At 62.2% G+C, this 18,066-nt stretch carries 20 protein-coding genes and 1 pseudogene; 12 read left to right on the top strand and 9 right to left on the bottom strand.

Going from position 1 to position 18,066, the window contains the following annotated elements; translation table 11 throughout:
• Positions 1–61: 61 nt before the first annotated feature.
• The 3 genes from cueR to IQ35_RS21780 form a co-directional block, all read right to left on the bottom strand.
• Positions 62–472: a Cu(I)-responsive transcriptional regulator gene (gene cueR / locus IQ35_RS19550; protein ID WP_145075909.1), complete on the bottom strand. Its 411-nt coding sequence runs from the start codon at positions 470–472 to the stop codon at positions 62–64.
• Positions 469–2,844 carry a heavy metal translocating P-type ATPase gene (locus tag IQ35_RS19545; RefSeq protein ID WP_145075906.1) on the bottom strand — a complete coding sequence of 792 codons (2,376 nt, stop codon included), beginning with the start codon at positions 2,842–2,844 and terminating at the stop codon, positions 469–471. The genes cueR and IQ35_RS19545 overlap by 4 nt, the downstream gene beginning before the upstream one ends.
• A gap of 169 nt (positions 2,845–3,013) precedes the next feature.
• Positions 3,014–3,148 carry a hypothetical protein gene (locus tag IQ35_RS21780; RefSeq protein WP_260401663.1) on the bottom strand — a complete coding sequence of 45 codons (135 nt, stop codon included), beginning with the start codon at positions 3,146–3,148 and terminating at the stop codon, positions 3,014–3,016.
• A 266-nt stretch (positions 3,149–3,414) separates the two neighbouring features.
• On the opposite strand from IQ35_RS21780, the gene IQ35_RS19540 reads away from it, so the two are divergent.
• The 3 genes from IQ35_RS19540 (at position 3,415) to IQ35_RS19530 (ending at position 6,551) form a co-directional block, all read left to right on the top strand.
• Positions 3,415–3,660: a hypothetical protein gene (locus IQ35_RS19540; RefSeq protein WP_145075904.1), complete on the top strand. Its 246-nt coding sequence runs from the start codon at positions 3,415–3,417 to the stop codon at positions 3,658–3,660.
• 96 nt (positions 3,661–3,756) lie between these two features.
• Positions 3,757–5,538, top strand: coding sequence for a copper resistance system multicopper oxidase (locus tag IQ35_RS19535; protein WP_145075901.1), 1,782 nt, complete (start codon positions 3,757–3,759; stop codon positions 5,536–5,538).
• Positions 5,535–6,551 carry a copper resistance protein B gene (locus IQ35_RS19530; RefSeq protein WP_145075898.1) on the top strand — a complete coding sequence of 339 codons (1,017 nt, stop codon included), beginning with the start codon at positions 5,535–5,537 and terminating at the stop codon, positions 6,549–6,551. Before IQ35_RS19535 ends, IQ35_RS19530 begins: the two co-directional genes overlap by 4 nt.
• 206 nt (positions 6,552–6,757) lie before the next feature.
• Here the strand turns inward: IQ35_RS19530 and IQ35_RS19525 are convergent, their stop codons facing one another.
• The 5 genes from IQ35_RS19525 to IQ35_RS21625 all read right to left on the bottom strand — a co-directional run bounded on the left by IQ35_RS19525 (position 6,758) and on the right by IQ35_RS21625 (position 10,613).
• Complete coding sequence (locus IQ35_RS19525; protein WP_237363797.1) at positions 6,758–7,390, bottom strand: YncE family protein; 633 nt, start codon at positions 7,388–7,390, stop codon at positions 6,758–6,760.
• Positions 7,391–7,470: 80 nt separating this feature from the next.
• Positions 7,471–8,364 (bottom strand): DUF1259 domain-containing protein, encoded by an 894-nt coding sequence (locus IQ35_RS19520; RefSeq protein WP_145075895.1) that lies wholly within the window; start codon positions 8,362–8,364, stop codon positions 7,471–7,473.
• A gap of 17 nt (positions 8,365–8,381) precedes the next feature.
• The gene (chrA, locus tag IQ35_RS19515; RefSeq protein ID WP_145075892.1) at positions 8,382–9,785 is read right to left on the bottom strand and encodes a chromate efflux transporter; all 1,404 of its coding nucleotides are present in this window, start codon (positions 9,783–9,785) and stop codon (positions 8,382–8,384) included.
• Positions 9,782–10,420 carry a chromate resistance protein ChrB domain-containing protein gene (locus IQ35_RS19510; RefSeq protein ID WP_242003408.1) on the bottom strand — a complete coding sequence of 213 codons (639 nt, stop codon included), beginning with the start codon at positions 10,418–10,420 and terminating at the stop codon, positions 9,782–9,784. The genes chrA and IQ35_RS19510 overlap by 4 nt, the downstream gene beginning before the upstream one ends.
• A gap of 10 nt (positions 10,421–10,430) precedes the next feature.
• Entirely contained in the window at positions 10,431–10,613 is a 183-nt protein-coding gene (locus IQ35_RS21625; RefSeq protein ID WP_242003407.1) for a rhodanese-like domain-containing protein, read from the bottom strand.
• 520 nt (positions 10,614–11,133) lie between these two features.
• On the opposite strand from IQ35_RS21625, the gene IQ35_RS19505 reads away from it, so the two are divergent.
• The 7 genes from IQ35_RS19505 (at position 11,134) to IQ35_RS19475 (ending at position 16,196) form a co-directional block, all read left to right on the top strand.
• Entirely contained in the window at positions 11,134–11,682 is a 549-nt protein-coding gene (locus tag IQ35_RS19505) for a cytochrome b (protein WP_145075890.1), read from the top strand.
• A 27-nt stretch (positions 11,683–11,709) separates the two neighbouring features.
• Entirely contained in the window at positions 11,710–12,288 is a 579-nt protein-coding gene (locus IQ35_RS19500) for a hypothetical protein (RefSeq protein ID WP_067104958.1), read from the top strand.
• The gene (locus IQ35_RS19495) at positions 12,285–13,007 is read left to right on the top strand and encodes a cytochrome c3 family protein (protein WP_082796844.1); all 723 of its coding nucleotides are present in this window, start codon (positions 12,285–12,287) and stop codon (positions 13,005–13,007) included. Before IQ35_RS19500 ends, IQ35_RS19495 begins: the two co-directional genes overlap by 4 nt.
• Before the next feature lie 161 nt (positions 13,008–13,168).
• Positions 13,169–13,561 carry a DUF302 domain-containing protein gene (locus IQ35_RS19490; RefSeq protein WP_067105128.1) on the top strand — a complete coding sequence of 131 codons (393 nt, stop codon included), beginning with the start codon at positions 13,169–13,171 and terminating at the stop codon, positions 13,559–13,561.
• Between the two features lie 90 nt (positions 13,562–13,651).
• Entirely contained in the window at positions 13,652–14,227 is a 576-nt protein-coding gene (locus IQ35_RS19485; protein ID WP_242003406.1) for an HdeD family acid-resistance protein, read from the top strand.
• A gap of 26 nt (positions 14,228–14,253) precedes the next feature.
• The gene (locus IQ35_RS19480) at positions 14,254–15,855 is read left to right on the top strand and encodes a phospholipase D family protein (protein WP_082796843.1); all 1,602 of its coding nucleotides are present in this window, start codon (positions 14,254–14,256) and stop codon (positions 15,853–15,855) included.
• Positions 15,843–16,196: a hypothetical protein gene (locus tag IQ35_RS19475; RefSeq protein WP_158636721.1), complete on the top strand. Its 354-nt coding sequence runs from the start codon at positions 15,843–15,845 to the stop codon at positions 16,194–16,196. Before IQ35_RS19480 ends, IQ35_RS19475 begins: the two co-directional genes overlap by 13 nt.
• 43 nt (positions 16,197–16,239) lie before the next feature.
• Here the strand turns inward: IQ35_RS19475 and tnpA are convergent.
• Positions 16,240–16,644: pseudogene (gene tnpA, locus IQ35_RS19470) on the bottom strand (IS200/IS605 family transposase); the annotation flags it as partial.
• Between the two features lie 70 nt (positions 16,645–16,714).
• Between tnpA and IQ35_RS19465 the strand changes: the two are divergent.
• Together IQ35_RS19465 and IQ35_RS19455 are read left to right on the top strand one after the other, a co-directional pair.
• Positions 16,715–17,302, top strand: coding sequence for a hemerythrin domain-containing protein (locus tag IQ35_RS19465; RefSeq protein WP_067104950.1), 588 nt, complete (start codon positions 16,715–16,717; stop codon positions 17,300–17,302).
• Positions 17,303–17,800: 498 nt separating this feature from the next.
• A partial coding sequence (locus IQ35_RS19455; RefSeq protein WP_134891674.1) for an IS6 family transposase occupies positions 17,801–18,066 on the top strand: 266 nt, incomplete at its 3' end.

Here is an 18,066-nt window from a genome sequence, read left to right as displayed (position 1 = left end):
TTCGGCTTAGACACCCAGTTCCTAATTCAGATCAGAGGCTTACGCCACTCCCGCCAACCCTTCAGGACACTTTTGGTGAATAAGGCGGGCTAGATATGCGCTCAATGATCGGGCAGTCGGGCCGGTCGTCGCCATGACAGCGTTCAGCCAGTTCGAGCAATGTCCGGCGCAGCGCCTGAAGCGCATCAGCTTTACGCCCCAGTTCGTCGGCACGGGTGATCGCGAGCGCTTTTACTTCGGCGCTGGTGCGCTGGCTGTTGCTCCAAAGTCCAAGGAGATCGCGGATGTCCTCGATCGGAAAGCCGAGATCGCGCGCATTGGCGATGAACCGCAAGCGATGGACATCGGCATCCGCATAATCGCGGTAGCCGCTGTCCCGGCGTAGCGGCGCCGGGATCAGGCCGATCTTCTCGTAGTGACGGATCATCCGCTGCGAGACACCGCTCGCCTGCGAGGCCGCGCCGATATTCACAGCTTCACCCGGTTGAGCCGCAGCGCATTGGCCACGACGCTGAACGACGACAACGCCATCGCCGCCGCCGCGATCATCGGGGAGAGCAGGATGCCGAAGACCGGATAGAGTAGCCCCGCCGCAATTGGGACGCCCGCCGCGTTATAGACGAAGGCGAAGAACAGGTTTTGCCGGATATTCGACATCGTCGCCTCACTGAGCTGGCGGGCGCGGACGATACCGCCCAGATCGCCCTTGAGCAAAGTCACGCCCGCACTTTCCATGGCTACGTCGGTGCCATGGCCCATGGCGATGCCGATGTCCGCCGCCGCGAGGGCCGGGGCGTCGTTGACCCCGTCGCCCGCCATGGCGACAACGCGGCCTTCCTGTCTCAGCCGCGCCACGACAGCTGCCTTCTGGTCCGGCAGCACATCGGCCTCGACGGCATCGATGCCAAGCTGGCGCGCAACCGCTTCGGCCGTGGTGCGATTATCGCCGGTCAGCATCACTATACGGATACCGTCCGCGCGCAGGGCATTCAGCGCTTCAGGCGTCGTCGGCTTGATCGGATCGGCGATGGCGAATATCCCCACGGCCCGATCATCCAGCCCCATGAAGATGGCGGTCGCGCCATCACCGCGAAGCGCGTCGGCCTCGGCGGCAAGCGGCGCGGTATCCATCCCCGATTCCGCCAGGAAGCGCGCATTGCCCAGCGTAACGCGCTTGCCCTCAACCGTGCCCAGCGCGCCCTTGCCGGTCGGCGAGTCAAAGTCACTAACAGGCGGCATTTCGATACCCCGACCCATTGCCGCGTCAACGATGGCCAGCGCCAGCGGATGCTCTGACGCGCGCTCGACCCCGGCGGCGATCCGCAGCAGGTCCGATTCCTCGAAGCCATTCGCCGCGATGATCCGGGTGACGGCGGGTTTGCCTTCGGTCAGCGTGCCGGTCTTGTCGACGACCAGCGTGTCGACCTTCTCCATATGCTCCAGCGCTTCGGCATTCTTGATGAGCACGCCAAGCCCCGCGCCGCGCCCGACGCCGACCATGATCGACATCGGCGTCGCCAAGCCCAATGCGCAGGGACAGGCGATGATCAGTACCGATACCGCCGCGATCAGCCCATGGGCAAAGCGCGGCTCCGGTCCCCAGACGCCCCAGATGATGAAGGCAAGGACAGCGACCCCGATAACCACCGGCACGAACCAGCCCGCGACCTGATCGGCCATGCGCTGGATCGGCGCGCGCGAGCGCTGGGCCTCGGCAACCATCTGCACGATGCGCGCCAGCACGGTGTCGCGCCCGACCTTGTCGGCGCGGATGACCAAGGCGCCACTCTGGTTCATCGTGCCGCCGATCACCGTGTCGCCATCCGACTTGGTGACGGGCATGGATTCGCCCGTGACCATCGATTCATCGAGCGCTGAGTGCCCTTCCTCGACGACGCCATCGACCGGCACCTTCTCGCCCGGCCGCACCCGCAGCCGGTCGCCCACCACGACATCTTCCAGCGGGAATTCCGCTTCGCTGCCGTCTTCGGCGATGCGCCGCGCGGTTTTCGGGGCAAGGTTCAGCAAAGCCTTGATCGCGCCGGACGTGCGTTCGCGCGCGCGCAGTTCCAGCACCTGTCCCAGCAGCACCAGCACGGTGATCACGGCGGCCGCCTCGAAGTAGACGGCGACCGACCCGTCGGCGGCCCGGAAGGCGGCCGGGAAAATGCCGGGCGTCAGCGTCGCTACAACGCTATAGGCCCAAGCCACGCCCGTACCCATTGCGATCAGCGTGAACATGTTGAGGTTGCGCGTCTTGAGCGAGGCCCAGCCGCGCTCGAAGAACGGCCAACCCGCCCACAGCACAGCCGGCGTCGCCAGGGCAAACTGGATCCAGGTCGAGAGCTTCATGGGCACGAGATGATGCAGCGACGGGAAGAGATGACCGCCCATTTCAAGCACAAAGACGGGGAGCGTCAGGATCAGCGCGACCCAGAAGCGGCGCGTCATGTCGATCAGTTCGGCGCTCGGCCCGGTGTCGGCGGTAACCATTTCCGGCTCGAGCGCCATGCCGCAAATCGGGCAGGCGCCGGGATGGTCCTGCCGGATCTGGGGGTGCATCGGGCAGGTCCACATCGTACCCGGCGGGGCGTCCACGACCCGATCGGCTGACTTGTTCAGATAATGCTCGGGATCACCGACGAATTTCTCTCGGCATCCCGCGCTGCAAAAATGATACTCATGACCAGCATAGGCTGCATGGTGCGCGGTCTTCTGCGGATCGACGGTCATGCCGCAAACCGGATCGACAGCCAGGCCCGGCGGAGTTCCCTCGCCGTGCGCCCCATGGCTTCCACAACAGCCATGGGCCCCTGAATGTGCGCTATGCTTCGACTCGGCCATCAACCGTCTCCTTCCATCGCCTGCCCATCTGGTGCTTGACATAATGTTAGAGTCAAGAGCCGCTTGACCTTAACACAGTGTCAGATGCCATAGTCGCTTCGACTCGAAGGAACTGAATCAGCGTGCGAACAAGGCGAACCAAAGTAGAGGCAGGCAAATCCGGCCCCCGTCAGGGGACCGGTCGCTTGGCGCTGTTGCGGCTCGTCACCGCAATGTGCGTGGCCTTGACCCTGTCGTTCATGCCTTTGGCCATGTCGAGCGGACTGGCCATGACGCACAGCGCCACGGTTGGAATGCCGGACATGGGGCATTGTGCAGGCGAGCACGAGACATCCCTCGACAAAGAATCGGGCCCCGACAAGCCATCGGGCGGCATGATCGATTGTGCGATCGCCTGCGCGGCAGTTTCGCCCACAGCGCCGCAGATGATGGCCTGTGCGAGCCATCCTCGGCAAATCCTCGCATCACAACCTTCTCCCCGCCTCGAGGGAATCGGACCCAACGCAACAAGTCCGCCTCCACGCCTGTCTCCAGAAGCTTGAAGCCAAACAATCTTCTGGAGAATGAAAAATGAAAATGCTTATCACTGCAATTGCGATTGCGGCCGCAACTCCGGTTGCCGCCCAGACCGCCAATCCCGCCGGTTCCGCCCATACGGATCATGGCACGCCCGCGCCTGATCGGAGTGACAAGGGTTGCTGCTGTTGCGATAGCCCATCGGCCAATAAGGCCGACGACGACATGAAGAAGATGGCATGTTGCGAGAAGGCGAGTGGCGAAACGCCCGCCACACAGCATTCGGAACACAAGCATTAGAGCCGAGCGGGGCGGAAGGCAGTTTGTTCTCCGCCCGTTTTCCTCGACCTTCATTTCCGGTTTCTGGTTTGTCAGGAATCCGTAGGACAATTCACCATGACACAGCTTATTGAACGCCGCTCGTTCTTGCGAGCCGGAGCTATCGGCCTGGCCGGGCTCGGTATCACAGGGCTTATACCGGCCTGGGCCCGGTCTGGTTCCCCCGGTCTCGCGCCAACCTTGCCCACTCTGTCTGGCGAGGACATCCACCTCAAGATCGCCAACACCCATTTCACCGTCGGCGGCCGCACCGGTCACGCCGTGACCATGAACGGCGTGCTCCCCGCCCCGCTGATCCGGCTGCGCGAAGGGCAGAATGTGCGGCTCCATGTCGAGAATACGCTTGATGAGGACAGCTCGATTCACTGGCACGGGCTCATCGTCCCGTTCCAGATGGACGGGGTGCCGGGCGTCAGCTTTCCCGGCATCAAGCCGCACTCCACCTTCGTGTATGAATTTCCGCTGCTGCAAAGCGGCACCTATTGGTATCACAGCCATTCCGGCTTGCAGGAACAGCAGGGCCATTATGGGCCGATGATCATCGACCCCGCCGAACCCGATCCCGTCGCCTATGATCGTGAACATGTGATCGTGCTTAGCGACTGGACCTTCCTGAATCCTCATCATCTTGTCACCAAGCTCAAGGCGGAAGGCGGCTATTTCAATCGCCGGAAGCAGACTCTGTTCGGCATGATGAAGGGTGGGCCGGAAGAGGAAATGTCAGCGTCGGACCGCGCCATGTGGGGACAGATGCGCATGGACCCAGCGGATATCGCCGATGTGACGGCCGCCACCTACACCTATCTCGTCAATGGTCATGGCCCGCAGGAGAACTGGACCGGCCTGTTCCACCCCGGCGAGCGGGTGCGGCTGCGCATCATCAATGCTGCGACGATGACGATCTTCAATGTCCGCATTCCGGGCCTGCCGATAACCGTGGTCAGCGCCGACGGGCTGAATGTCCGGCCCGTCACGGTGGACGAATTCCAGATCGGCAATGCCGAGACCTATGACGTCATCATCCAGCCGACCGAGGACCAGGCGTTCACCTTCGTCGCGGAATCGATCGATCGTTCCGGCATGGCGCGCGCCACGCTCGCTCCGCGCCTGGGTATGACCGCGCCCGTCCCGCCGCTGCGTCCACGTCCCACCCTCACCATGAAAGACATGGGCATGGGCGGCATGGATCACGGTTCAATGGCTGGAATGGACCATGGTGCTATGGCCGCCGGGGCCAGCGCGGCAGCGGGCCACGGCAACTCCCATTCGATGTCCGGCATGAACATGCGCGACAAGTCATTGGTGCCCGACAGCGTCAAGGTCGGCGTCGGCGTGGACGCCATCGCCATGTCGCCGATCGATCGCACCGGCGACCCGGGCGTCGGGCTGGAGGATGTCGGCCACAAGGTGCTGACCTACCGCGACCTGATGTCGCTCACCCCCAATCCTGACACGCGCCCGCCGCAGCGCACGATCGAGGTTCATCTCACCGGCAACATGGAGCGCTTCATGTGGTCGTTCGATGGCGAAAAATTCAGCGAAGGCGTCGAGCCGATCCGCTTCGAACGCAACGAACGCGCGCGCGTCGTTCTCATCAACGACACGATGATGACCCATCCGATCCATCTGCACGGCCATTTCTTCGAGGTGGTGAACGGCCATACCGGCAGCTATCCGCGCAAGCACACCGTCAATGTGCTGCCGGGCGGCAAGGTCAGCTTCGACCTGACCGCCGATGCGCCGGGCGACTGGGCTTTCCATTGCCATCTGCTGCTCCACATGCACGCGGGGATGTTCCGTGTCGTCACCGTCCGCCCGCTTGAGGGAGATGCAGCATGAAGCCTCTCGTGGGCATCTTCATCGCGGCGGTCGCCACGCCCGCCCTGGCGCAGCAGGATCATGGCGCCGCCGTGCAGCAGGCCCCGGCCGATCCGCACGCACAACATCAGATGGATGAACAATCAGCCGATCCCCATGCCGGGCATGCCATGCCGCCGAAGCCTTCCGAGCCGACAGATCCGCACGCCGGCCACCAGATGCCTTCGGCCCCGGCAACGGACGCGCACCATGCGCATGCCGGGCATGAACCCGGCATTCCCGATCCGCCGGGCGGGCCGCCATCGGCGGCGGCATTGGGTGGCCCCGCACATGCCGCTGATGCCATTTTCGGCGCTGCGACAATGGCCCCCGCGCGCGAAGTGGTTCGCAAGGAGCATGGCGATATCAAAAGCGGCATGATCCTGATCGATCAGCTCGAGGCGGTCATCGGCAAGGGCAAGGACGGCTATGCGTGGAACGCGCAGGGCTGGTACGGCGGCGATATCGACAGGCTCTGGTTCAAGACCGAGGGTGAGAGCCGCTTCGGCGAGAGTTTGGAGAGCGCCGAAGTGCAGGCGCTCTGGGGCCGTGCGCTCGACCCGTGGTGGAACCTTCAGGCCGGCGTCCGTCACGATTTTCGCACCGGGCCGGATCGCAGCTACGCCGTGCTGGGTGTGCAGGGCCTGGCTCCTTACTGGTTCGAGGTCGACGGGGCCCTGTTCCTTTCGGACAAGGGCGACGTCACCGCGCGGTTCGAAGCGGAATATGATCAGCGCCTGACCCAAAAGCTGATCCTCCAGCCCGCAGCCGAGTTGAACTTCTCCGCGCAGGACGTTCCCGAACTGGGCATAGGCTCCGGCCTCTCCACGGCCGAACTGGGATTGCGTCTGCGCTATCAGTTCGTGCCCGAGTTCGCGCCCTATGTCGGCGTGAAGTACGAGCGCGCCTTTGGCGACACGGCAGATTTCCGGCGTGCGCAGGGTGAAAAGGCCGGAGGATGGAAGTTCCTGATCGGAATTCGATCCTGGTTCTAACGAGGATATTATTTCAGGACCGGCCCGCCTCATTGAGGCAGGTCGGTCCTCCTGCCTTTCGCGTGACACGCTGTTCTTGAACGGGGGAAGGGACAGGACGGCCCAACAACCAGGCCCAAAAGAGTACCGCGCTGCCGGAGACGGCGAAGATCTGGCCACGCTCGGCGAGCTGGCGAAATATTTCCAACAACGCCGCTGCCTCAGTGTTAGCTGGGCGACAGGTTCAGGCGGTATGCCAAGATTGCGGCGGGACGACCGCGCGCCGGCACGGCAACGAACAGCCTGTCGAGTTCAGGCACATAGAGCCCGGTGCGCGCGCCGCTTGCGGTTTGCACGCGCACGCTGTCTCCGTTGGCCGCGATCACCTCGACATATCCGGTGCCGCAGATCAGCAAGACATGGCCGCGAACCAGAAACAGATCATCGGCATCGCCGCAAGTTGATCGAACCGACAGCGTGCGCCCGCTTGCTGCGTCGATCGTAGCGAGGCCGCCTTTGCCGTAGCCGACAAGGACATGAGCGTTGCGCGGATCGACGCGGACGTTGTCGGCATCGTTGCCAAGATCGATCCGCGCCAACTCGCGTAGATCGGTGCCGTAGAAGTGCACAGAACCGTCGCCAAAGGCGACCACCAGCTCATGCTCGGCCGGAAGCCAGGCGACGCCTTGCTGTTCGGCGAGGCCGACGATGCGCCCGATGACCTTGCCGGTATCGAGATCGATTGCGTCGACGGTGCCGTTGGCGATTTCGACAACGAACAGGCGACGGTCCGCCAGATCAACGGCGAGATGGTCGATGCGCCCTTTGGTGTCGGGAAGCGGGATCGTCCGCTCCAGCACGAGCGGCGCGCGCGTGCGCCTGGCCGCATCCCGGCAGCGTCAGCATGAGGGCCGCTGCCAGTCCCCTCCATTGCGTCACCTCAACTTGTCGCCACGGCGACATGGCTGAGCGCCGCGGCCAGTCCGTGTGCCAGCTTCTGCGCATCGTCATTGGCCCAGAAGTGCATGAAGAACAGACGCGGCTCGTCGTCGAGCATGTGATTGTGCAGCGCCGTCACCTCGATGCCGTTCTCGCGCAACGCGTGCAGCACTGGATTGACCTCCGAGGCGGTGAGCACAAAGTCGCCGGTAATCGCCGCCTTGCCACCGCCGGTCGGCTGAAAGTTGATTGCGACGGCCGATCCCATCGCCACAGGCAACTCCATGCCGCCGTCGCTCGGTGTCTCGGCACGCGGGATGCCGAACGCATAGACGCCGCCACCGACCTTGCCCTTGTGGCCCATGATGCGGTCGAGCGCGGCGGTGTCGAGGTCGATCTTCTCCGGCGCGGCCGGGCTGGCGGCCGTCGGCGCGGACAGAGGTGTGCCACTCAGCGCCAGCGCATCGTGCAGGACCTTGGCGAGTTGCGCGGGATCGCCACGCCCGCCGATGTGCATATACATTGTGTGCGGCGCATTGCGCAGCAGATGATTGTGGAGCGCGGTGATCTCGATCCCGCCGGCGATCAGCTTCGCCATGACCGGGTTCACCTCGGTATCGGTGAGAACGATATCCCCCATCACCATCACCTGGCCTTCGCCGTGGGGCATGAAGGCGAGCCAGGAACCGAGAGCGAGCGCGGGCTTCAGCGTCACGCCGTCGAGCACCACATGCAGGTCGCTGCGCGGCAGGCCGATGCGATAGACCCCGCCCGGCATTTCCGCGCCCGGCTTGCCGATCGCCGTAGCAATCGCCTGCTCCCAGGGTTGCGCCGCCTGCGCTGGCGACATCAGCGCCAAAGCGCCCAACAGAATCGCTATCGCACCTCGCTTCATGATATTCTCCTCTTGGACTATGCGATCAGGACGTAGGCGATGCCGAGCGCCGCGCAGATGCCCAGCACCGGGATCATCCCGACTTTGAAACGGAAGACCGCGATGGCCGCGCCGATCGCGAGCACCAGCGCGGCGATGTTCAGAGACGCAAGTACCGGCACATCGAACCCGCCGCCTATGATGGCCACCTTGCGGACCTCGCCGAACAGGGTGTGGATCGCAAACCAGAGCGCGAGGTTCAGGATGACCCCGACGACGGCGGCGGTAATCGCGCCCAGCGTGGCGGAGAGCGCGCGATTGCCGCGCATCCGCTCGATGAAGGGAGCCCCCGCGAAGATCCAGAGATAGCAGGGCATGAACGTCACCCAAGTGGTGAGAATCGCCCCCAGCGTGGCGGCAATGAGCGGCGGCAGGCCGGTCGCTTCCCGAAACGCGGCAAGGAAACCGACGAATTGCGTCACCATGATGAGCGGGCCGGGCGTGGTCTCTGCCAGTCCGAGGCCGTCCAGCATTTCTCCGGGCTTGAGCCACCCGAAGGTGCCCACGGCTTCCTGCGCGACATAGGCAAGCACCGAATAAGCGCCGCCGAACGTCACCATCGCCATCTGGCTGAAGAAGGTGGCGATGCGCGTGAACACGTCATCCGGGCCGAGAAAGGCGAACAGCAGTGCAACCGGCGCCAGCCACAAGATCAGCAAGGCGCCGGAGATTTTGAGCGACCAGGCGAGATTGGGCCGGGCATGGTCCGGCAGTCCCTCACCAAGCGCGGTATCGCGGTCGTGAACGACATCTGCCCCCATCGAGGCATGACCGCCACCGACCTGGAAAGCCGGAAGGCCGGCGCGACCGCCGAGGAAGCCGGCAAGCGCCGCTGTCAGGACGATCAAGGGGAACGGCGCATCCAGGAAAAAGATCGCCACAAAAGCGGCCACCGCCATCCCCCGCATGACGTTGTTCTTGAGTGCGCGCTTGCCGATGCGCACCACCGCTTCAATGACGACGGCGAGCACCGCGGCCTTCAGTCCGAAGAACAGCCCGACGATCAGCGGGGCGTGGCCGAGCAGCACATAGATATAGCTGAGCCCCAGGATCGCGACGAACCCCGGCAGCACGAACAGCGTACCGGCGACCAGCCCGCCTTTCGTCTTGTGGAGCAGCCAGCCGATATAGGCGGCGAGCTGCTGCGCCTCGGGGCCGGGAAGCAACATGCAATAGTTGAGCGCGTGGAGGAATCGTTCCTCACCAATCCAGCGTTTTTCGTCGACCAGGATGCGGTGCATCACCGCGATCTGCCCGGCGGGGCCGCCGAAGCTCAGCGCTGCGATCCGCGCCCAAACGCCGGTTGCTTCACGAAAGGAAATACCGTGATCCGGCAAGACTGTTTCGCTGCTTGCGGGCAGTTCCGTCACCGCGCCGCTCATGTCCGCACCTTGGCCTTGGCCCGGCTTTTGGCGGGCTGGTGCGACACCCAGTTATGCGTCTCGTCGGTGGCATCGCGGCACCAGCGATAGAAAGCATCGTAGAGCAACATCCCGGCTTCAAGCTGCTCCAGATCGTCGGCATACATGCGCGACAGGCCGAGCGAGGCGGCGAGCAGGCCGGCCGCCTCGGGCACGAGATCGGGCCGCCCGGTGTCGGCACCACGCACGATCGGCGCGAGACGCTTGAGCGGCTCGTGGCCGCCCAGCCCGAACGCGTCGACCATCACGTCGAACGTGCAGAGTTCGTCCCGGTGGCTCCAGACAATGCCCTCGACTTCAATGTCGAAAGAGGCAGCGCCGAAGCGTTCGGCGACACCTTGCACCTCGGATGGCGCCACGAACAGGAAAATGGCGCTGGGATCGACGAAACGGCGGATCAGCCAGGGACAGGCAATCCGATCCACCTTGGGACGGCCGCGCGTCACCCAAACCGTCCGCCCTTCGCTATCGCGGGTTGGCAGCACGGTTTCCGGCACCATTGGCAGGCCGACACTGGCCCACCCGGCGACACCGTTTTCAAGTGCTTCGGCCGAAACACCCTCATGGCGCAGACGTGCGGCGACACCCTGGCTCAACGATCCGCCATCACGACAGGCAATCACGGCGGAGCGTCCCCGAAACTCGTCCGCCCAGATGCCGATGTCCGGGGATCAGCAGTGGTTCGGTGGCGAACTCATCCTCAGGCCGAACGTCGATCACTACAGGCCCGGACGGAATGCCGACCAGACGAACGAGCTTATCTGATGAAATCGTATTCAAAACAGGCATGATGCGTCCCTTCACGAAGCAGGACGCGATTCTTCAGCCTGTCGCCTCGTGGGGAGATCGCGTTCCCCATGCCACAATCATGCCGTGTCCTTCGGTCTTGGTCAATGTTCGATCATGCCGGCCTGAGCGAGGCTTGCCTGTTCGGGAGCGAGCCGGCCGAACGCAAGGTGATCGTGCGCACCTGAGGATCTCGGCCTATATCGGGGTGTGCCACTGCGGTCAGACTGCCGTCAGCAAGCTACTTTATGCGATATGGACAAGGGAGATTCCGATGTTCATGGCAAAGGTCGCTGGCAAGAACAGGTTCAAGGTCTGGGACGCGCCGCTGAGGCTCTTCCACTGACTACTCTCGTCGCGGCGATCGCGGGTACCTTCCTGTTCTCGGAAGGGGACAGTGCGTTTACGGTCTGGCATTGGCGCGATCTTCGGCACGGTCGTTTGGCGACGACAACCCCTTGATCAAGAACAATGCATTTCGTGCTTGTAGCTCCCATGATGAAACATGAATGTGAGGCTTGCAATGAATCCAGTCGATAGCCGTCAGCGTTTCTCCTCCCTGTCGATCGCTCTCCACTGGGTCACGGTGCTGCTGATTTCCGCCGTTTATGCGACCATCCTGCTCCGGGAGAACTACCCCAAGGGAACCGACATACGTGAGGGGCTGAAAACCTGGCATTTCATGCTCGGACTGGCTGTGCTGGCCCTGATTGTCATCCGCTTGATGGCGCGCCTCGCCAGCCGTCAGCCGCCGATCACGCCGGAACCGTCAGTTTGGCAGGCGCTGCTGGCCAGTACGACGCATTTTGCGCTTTACGCCTTCATGGTGGCAATGCCCGTCGCAGGTTGGGTGATCCTGAGCGCCTCAGGCAAAACCATCCCATTCTTTGGCCTGGAACTCCCCGCTCTGGTCGGCCAGAGCAAGACTCTGGCGGCGCAGGTGAAGAAGATACACGAGACGGTCGGGACGATAGGATATTTACTGATCGGCCTCCATGCCCTCGCGGGCCTATACCATCATTATGTCGTCAAAGACGATACCTTGCGCCGCATGCTGCCGGGCCGGCATTGATGTCGGCGTGTCGATCGGCCGCGCAACATGAAAATCCGCCTTATCCTAAAAGAGATTCTGCCATTCTACTTCAGGCTGGTCGTCCTTGCCGTGGTCACCCTGTTCATCGATCTTATCCTTCACCTGACGGATCTGGTCTGGATCGGACGCTACCTTGGGATCCCCGGCGTGATCCTGATCCTTCTTTCATTTGGCCATTCGCTGCGTAAGCGCGGCGTGATCAAGAGCTCAAATCCGGTCCGCCTGCTACGGCTTCACGAATGGCTGGCCTGGATCGGCGCCACGCTCGTCCTCGTCCACGCAGGTATCCACTTCAATGCCATCCTCGCCTGGCTCGCTGTCGCCGCCATGGCGGTGAACATCACCAGCGGCCTGACCGGCAAGTATCTCGTCCAGCGTTCACAGCGCTGGATGAAGCAGGCCAAGACTGAGCTACGCGATGAAGGGCTCACCGACAGTGAAATCGATCAGCAGCTGTTCTGGAACAGCCTGGCGGCGGGGCTGGTGCGCAAATGGCGGACCATTCACCTGCCGATTGCGCTGGCCTTCGCTGTACTTGCCGCCGCCCACATCCTTTCGACCTTCCTCTTCTGGGGGTGGAAATGAAACGCTCCCTCTGGATCGGGATTTCGCTGATACTGACGGCGATCATCTGCCTGAGCTTCCTTCGCCCGCATGAGATGGTCAGTCCCGGCAACCTGATCCCGGCGCATTCGGCGCTGCAGAACAATTGCTTCGCGTGCCATGCCCCGTTTCAGGGGGCGTCAGCCGAACGCTGCACCAGCTGCCATGTCGTGGCTGATATCGGCCTGCGCACAACAAAGGGTGTCGAGATCCGGCAATCGGAACGAAGGCCGGCTTTCCATCAGGCGCTGACCGAGCCCGATTGTATGGCCTGCCACAGCGATCACCCAAGACCGAGGCTGACCAAGGCCAGCTCAGTCCGATTTGATCACGCCCTGCTGAAAGCCGACGCGCGCGCGAACTGCCAGTCCTGTCACATGGCTCCGCACGATGATCTGCATCGCGGCCAGGTCCTGGCCTGTGCGACGTGTCACCAGCCAGCGCACTGGAAGCCGGCAACATTCGACCACAGCCGTTATTTCCTGCTCGACCGCGATCACAATACAGCCTGCACGACCTGTCACCTGGATAGCAATTACAAGCAGTACACCTGCTACGGATGCCATGAGCATCAGCCGGCAAAAATCATCACCAAGCACCGCGAGGAAGGGATAACCAACATCGAAAACTGTGTCCGTTGCCACCGCAGCGCGCATGGCGAGGCAGAAGGCGAGCATGAGGGCGGAAGTCGCGAAGACTAGCAGCCGATCACCCGGCCCCCTGTTCCTTCGAGAAGAAGATTTTACGACCCCGGCCGTTGCAGGTTTACCGGGTTGACCAATTCATGGGTTCAACTGTCGCCCCGGGGACCGCAAGCGTATCGGCTGGAAAAGCCCGGTTCCGCAAAATGAAAGGACAGACGATGACCTACTATATTGCCGCCAAGTTAAAGGTTCCCTTCGATGACGCCATCGTCCGCACCGAGGCGGCGCTGAAAACTGAAGGCTTTGGCGTCATTAGTCGGATCGATATCCAGCAGACCCTCAAATCAAAGATCGACGTCGACTTCCGTCCGTATACGATCCTCGGGGCCTGCAATCCGTCGTTGGCTCATGAAGCGCTGCAGCTGGAGGATAAGGTCGGCCTGATGTTGCCATGCAATGTCATTGTGCAGCAGTCCGGTTCTGATGACGTTGAAGTCGCGGCGATTGATCCTGTGGCCTCAATGCAGGCCATCGCTAATCCCGGGTTGTTGAAAGCCGCCGACACCGTCCGTGAAAAACTCGCACGCGCGATTGCCCTTCTGAGCCATTAAGGATTGGTCGGGCAGGTTAACGGCATTGCTCCGACAGGCAAAAGCATAAACAATCCCACACGCACTGCTGAGAAATCGGAGATCGATTGTATGACGGGCGATACTTCCATGGGTCAACAAATGGGGTCGGGCAGCCATGACATTCGCCACAAAACGGGCTGGGGCTGGATTCTCGCTTATGGCGTGATCGTGATTCTGGTCGGCCTGCTGGCGCTGTTCAATCCGATCGCGACCGGAATGGCGACCGGCGTTCTGATCAGCATCATGCTGGTCGTCTACGGCATTTTCGCGATCATCGCCGGCCTGTCGTCCCTGTCCGGCCGCGCGCGCTGGATCGAACTGCTGCTTGGCGTACTGTCGATCCTTGCGGGTGTGGTCACGATCTTCAACCCCTTTGCCGGTGCGCTTTCGCTGGTGCTGCTGATCGGCGCGTGGCTGCTGGTCAGCGGCATCTTCGAGATCGTGAGCGCGTTCAGGATCGCCCATGACCGGGTCTGGCGGCTGCTGCTGGGTGTTCTGGACGTTGTCCTGGGCGGGCTGCTGCTGTTCAGCGGACCGGGCACAGGCCTCGTCTTCCTCGCCTTTTGCGTCGGAATCAGCTTCCTGTTTCGGGGCGTTTTCCTCGTCATACTGGCTTTGGGGTTACGCAGGGTGGCGCGCGCCTGATCCCGTCGCTGCGCCTGCGCAAATATATGGTTCTGGTCTTGCAATGGCTGGGCGGACTGGCGCTCCTTCTGCTGGCGGTGGGTATCGCCATCCGCTTGGCTTATCCGCTGCCCGCGCTCGAGCCGCGGGCAGCGTCGGCGCACATTGCGGATACCGGCGATACGCCACTCGGGCGCGGCGTTGCGCTTTTGTCCCGTGATCGGGACGGCCATTCGGGCATCCACCAACTGAACGATGGCCGTGACGCATTCGCTGCCCGGATATTGCTGGCGCGCGCCGCCGTCCGCAGCCTCGATATCCAATATTATATCTGGCACGGCGACCGATCGGGCACCCTGTTGCTGGAAGCCGTGCACGAGGCCACCGACCGCGGGGTGCGGGTACGGATGCTGCTTGACGACAACGGCATCGCCGGAATGGACAACGTGCTGGCGGCACTGGACCGGCATCCCAATATCGAAATCCGCCTGTTCAACCCCTTCGTGCTGCGACGCCCCAAGATGCTCGGCTATCTCGCCGACTTCCCCCGGCTCAACCGGCGCATGCACAACAAGAGCTTCACCGCTGATAATCAGGCGACCATCATCGGCGGGCGCAATATCGGCGATGAGTATTTCGGCGCGCGCGACGAGGGCCTGTTCCTCGACCTCGACGTGCTCGCCATCGGCCCCATCGTCGAAGACGTGTCTCGGGATTTCGATCGCTATTGGTCCAGCGAGTCAGCTTATCCGGCGGCGCGCATCCTGCTGGAGGTTCCCTCGGAAGAACTAAAACGGCTTTCGCGCCAGGCGTCTCTGGTCGAGCGCGATCCGGCGGCTCGTGCCTATGTCGAGGCCATTCGTTCACTACCGTTTATCGACCAGACGCTCGCTGGAACCCTGCCGCTCGAATGGGCGCCGGTCCGGATGGTGAGCGACGATCCCGCCAAGGGCGTCGGCAAGGCGCGACGAGAGGCGCTGCTCGCCGCGGCGGTGCACGATACGATTGGAGAACCGCAACGCGACACCCGGTTGATCTCGGGCTATTTCGTGCCAGGGCGCGCCGGGGTCGATGCTCTCGCCGCGCTGTCGGCGCGCGGCGTGGACGTGGCCATTTTCACCAACGCCTTCGAGTCGACCGATGTGTGGATCGTCCATGCCGGCTATGCGGAGCGTCGCAAGCCGCTGCTCAAGGCCGGTGTCCGGCTTTTCGAAATGCGCGGACCAGATCGCGCCGATGGAAAGCGGCCCAGGCGCAGCCTGATCAGCACCGGCTCGGGCAGCGGCGGTGGCAGTGATGGCCCGGTGCTCCGCTCCAGCGCCTCAATGCTGCACGCCAAGACCTTTTCGGTGGATGGCCAGCGGCTGTTTGTCGGTTCGTTCAACTTCGATCCCCGCTCGATACATCTCAACACGGAATTGGGGTTCGTGATCGAAAGCCCGAGCCTCGCCGCCAATGTCTCGAACGCGTTCCTGACCGATATTCCGGCCAACGCCTATGAAGTCGTCCTTGCCGAAGATGGCCGGCTCAACTGGCTGGAACGGACGTCCGATGGCGTGCATGTGCACACCAGCGAACCGGGAACCAGCCGGTGGCAACGCGGGGCTATCTCCATTCTGTCAAAAATGCCGATCGAATGGTTGCTGTGAATGGGCTGCATCATGGCTGGGTAGTCAGCCGCTTCACACCGCGCCCTGTCGACCGGAGTGATTACCGTGTCGACGGCATTCGAAAAGGCAAAGACAAACAGCGGATAACCGAGACGCGTCTGCTCTCCAGAGACCGATTTTTCCGCTTTTCTTGCCGTGACCTTCATGATCATTTCTTTCTGTTCAGCAGGATCCTGTCGGTCCGGCACCGGGCGGCACACCAGAAACTACTGCTGGAACGCGTCCTGGCGGCGGCAACCCTTCTTCATGGCGAAGCAGCTTGGCAGCGCATTCCAGGTGGCAGTGATGGTTGGCGCGCGCCTCACCAAGCCGCTCAATAGTCCTCAATAGTCCTGAATGACTGACCGGCTGACGCCGGTAGGATCATGGGGAGGGGCTGAAGCCATCCTTGCGGATATGCCGGTCGAGATAGCCCATGATGATGTCATCGGTGATGTTTCCGGAAGTGGTCGAGAAGTAGCCCCTGCCCCAGAACCGCTGGCCCCAGTAACGTTTGCGGATATGCTCGAACTCCTGCTGGATCTTTCGGGATGAGCGTCCCTTTGCCCGGCGCACGAAGTCGCTGACCGAGACGTGCGGTGGTATTTCGACGAACATATGGACGTGATCGCGCGACAGGGCGCCGTTAATGATGGTCACGCCCATCTCGGCGCAGACCTGCCGGATGATCTCGCGCACCCGCAAACGGACCTCGCCATGCAGCACCTTGAAGCGATACTTGGGCGCCCACACGATATGGTAGCGATGATGAAAAGTCGTGTGACAGCCTTCGACTGAAGTCGGAGGGGTTCCTCCACCAGTGGGACTCTAAAATCTGGTCGACAGCACCGTCTATTCCATGTTTGATCATCCCATCCATGCAATGAATCAGCGGGAGACGATGGTGAGCCAGGCTATTGATGTTCTGAAGCACGAACATGACGCCATCCTGATGGCCCTCAAGATCCTCGATCAAATCTCAGACGGAGCCAGACAGGGGAGCGCGGCATCAGCGGACGTCATGCAATTTCTGGGGTTTCTACGGGAATTTGCCGACACATGCCACCACGGCAAAGAGGAAGGCCTGTTGTTTCCCGCCATGATTGAGGCCGGTCTACCGGCCGATGGCGGCCCGATATCGGTGATGCTGTCGGAACATGAACAGGGCCGCGCGCTTGTTGCGGCAATGGCCAATGCAACCGAACCAGCAATGTCACCGGCGAAATTTTCAGAAGCAGCCACGGCTTATGCCGGCCACATGAGAGCGCATATCGAGAAGGAAAATACTGTCCTGTTCCCGATGGCTGATCGCATCGTCGCACCGGAAGTGATGGATGGTCTGGTCTCCGCCTTTGATCGACATGAAGAGGAGGTGATGGGCTCAGGTCGTCACGAACAGCTGCACGACATGCTCAAGGACCTGAAGGCGAAGTATCTCGATTCATGATAGAGGGTGGCGCATCGCCCCATCTGGAATGCTCGCAAATGGGAAAATCCCGTCACGCAGTCTGACGAGGAGATCCATACGCTCAAGATGGTCGAGGTCTTCTCATCGGCCCAGCAACTGGGTGTAGGCGGCCCTGAACCACGCTGTGCCGAAAGCTTGATAGCGACCGTTTCCCAGCCCCTCCATCGATAGCTTTGGTGCGGCTGCACCCCGGACGGAGGCGCGCGGCGTGCCTCGCCAGAGTGAACGCGAAATTGTCAGCGTAATTTCGTTGCGCGTCGGTTCCACGCATGGAACGACGCTACGGAAACTCACGTAGCGACATGGTGGGATCGAACCCGCAATGTCGCATGCGCTCTTGCTATACTTCCCGCGGCAAGACTGGATGAGAGGCTACCATGGCCCGAAAAAGCAAGGAAGCGTGTTGCGCATAAGGTGGCTCTGTTGCAAAAATCGTGAAGCTTGAGCATGCTTGGCGGAGATTGGACGGACGGAACGATGACGGATTTCAAGTGGCGCCATTTCCAGGGTGATGTGATCCTGTGGGCGGTGCGCTGGTATTGTCGCTATCCGATCAGCTATCGCGACCTTGAGGAAATGCTGGCGGAACGCGGCATTTCGGTCGACCATACGACGATCTATCGCTGGGTCCAGTGCTACGCCCCGGAGATGGAGAAGCGGCTGCGCTGGTTCTGGCGGCGTGGCTTTGATCCGAGCTGGCGCCTGGATGAAACCTACGTCAAGGTGCGGGGCAAGTGGACCTA

The sequence above is a fragment of the Sphingobium wenxiniae genome, from assembly GCF_007830065.1.
Lineage (GTDB): Bacteria > Pseudomonadota > Alphaproteobacteria > Sphingomonadales > Sphingomonadaceae > Sphingobium > Sphingobium wenxiniae.
Note: the sequence above shows the minus strand (reverse complement) of the source record. Positions and strands in the feature narration are given on the sequence as shown.

Bases quoted from the DNA above. Each gene is read 5' to 3' on its own strand.
- IQ35_RS19545 (WP_145075906.1), bottom strand. From the start codon at position 2,844: ATGGCCGAGTCGAAGCATAGCGCACATTCAGGGGCCCATGGCTGTTGT.
- IQ35_RS21780 (WP_260401663.1), bottom strand. From the start codon at position 3,148: ATGTCCGGCATTCCAACCGTGGCGCTGTGCGTCATGGCCAGTCCGCTC.
- IQ35_RS19540 (WP_145075904.1), top strand. From the start codon at position 3,415: ATGAAAATGCTTATCACTGCAATTGCGATTGCGGCCGCAACTCCGGTT.
- IQ35_RS19535 (WP_145075901.1), top strand. From the start codon at position 3,757: ATGACACAGCTTATTGAACGCCGCTCGTTCTTGCGAGCCGGAGCTATC.
- IQ35_RS19530 (WP_145075898.1), top strand. From the start codon at position 5,535: ATGAAGCCTCTCGTGGGCATCTTCATCGCGGCGGTCGCCACGCCCGCC.
- IQ35_RS19520 (WP_145075895.1), bottom strand. From the start codon at position 8,364: ATGAAGCGAGGTGCGATAGCGATTCTGTTGGGCGCTTTGGCGCTGATG.
- chrA (WP_145075892.1), bottom strand. From the start codon at position 9,785: ATGAGCGGCGCGGTGACGGAACTGCCCGCAAGCAGCGAAACAGTCTTG.
- IQ35_RS21625 (WP_242003407.1), bottom strand. From the start codon at position 10,613: ATGCCTGTTTTGAATACGATTTCATCAGATAAGCTCGTTCGTCTGGTC.
- IQ35_RS19505 (WP_145075890.1), top strand. From the start codon at position 11,134: ATGAATCCAGTCGATAGCCGTCAGCGTTTCTCCTCCCTGTCGATCGCT.
- IQ35_RS19500 (WP_067104958.1), top strand. From the start codon at position 11,710: ATGAAAATCCGCCTTATCCTAAAAGAGATTCTGCCATTCTACTTCAGG.
- IQ35_RS19495 (WP_082796844.1), top strand. From the start codon at position 12,285: ATGAAACGCTCCCTCTGGATCGGGATTTCGCTGATACTGACGGCGATC.
- IQ35_RS19490 (WP_067105128.1), top strand. From the start codon at position 13,169: ATGACCTACTATATTGCCGCCAAGTTAAAGGTTCCCTTCGATGACGCC.
- IQ35_RS19485 (WP_242003406.1), top strand. From the start codon at position 13,652: ATGACGGGCGATACTTCCATGGGTCAACAAATGGGGTCGGGCAGCCAT.
- IQ35_RS19480 (WP_082796843.1), top strand. From the start codon at position 14,254: ATGGTTCTGGTCTTGCAATGGCTGGGCGGACTGGCGCTCCTTCTGCTG.
- IQ35_RS19475 (WP_158636721.1), top strand. From the start codon at position 15,843: ATGGTTGCTGTGAATGGGCTGCATCATGGCTGGGTAGTCAGCCGCTTC.
- IQ35_RS19465 (WP_067104950.1), top strand. From the start codon at position 16,715: ATGTTTGATCATCCCATCCATGCAATGAATCAGCGGGAGACGATGGTG.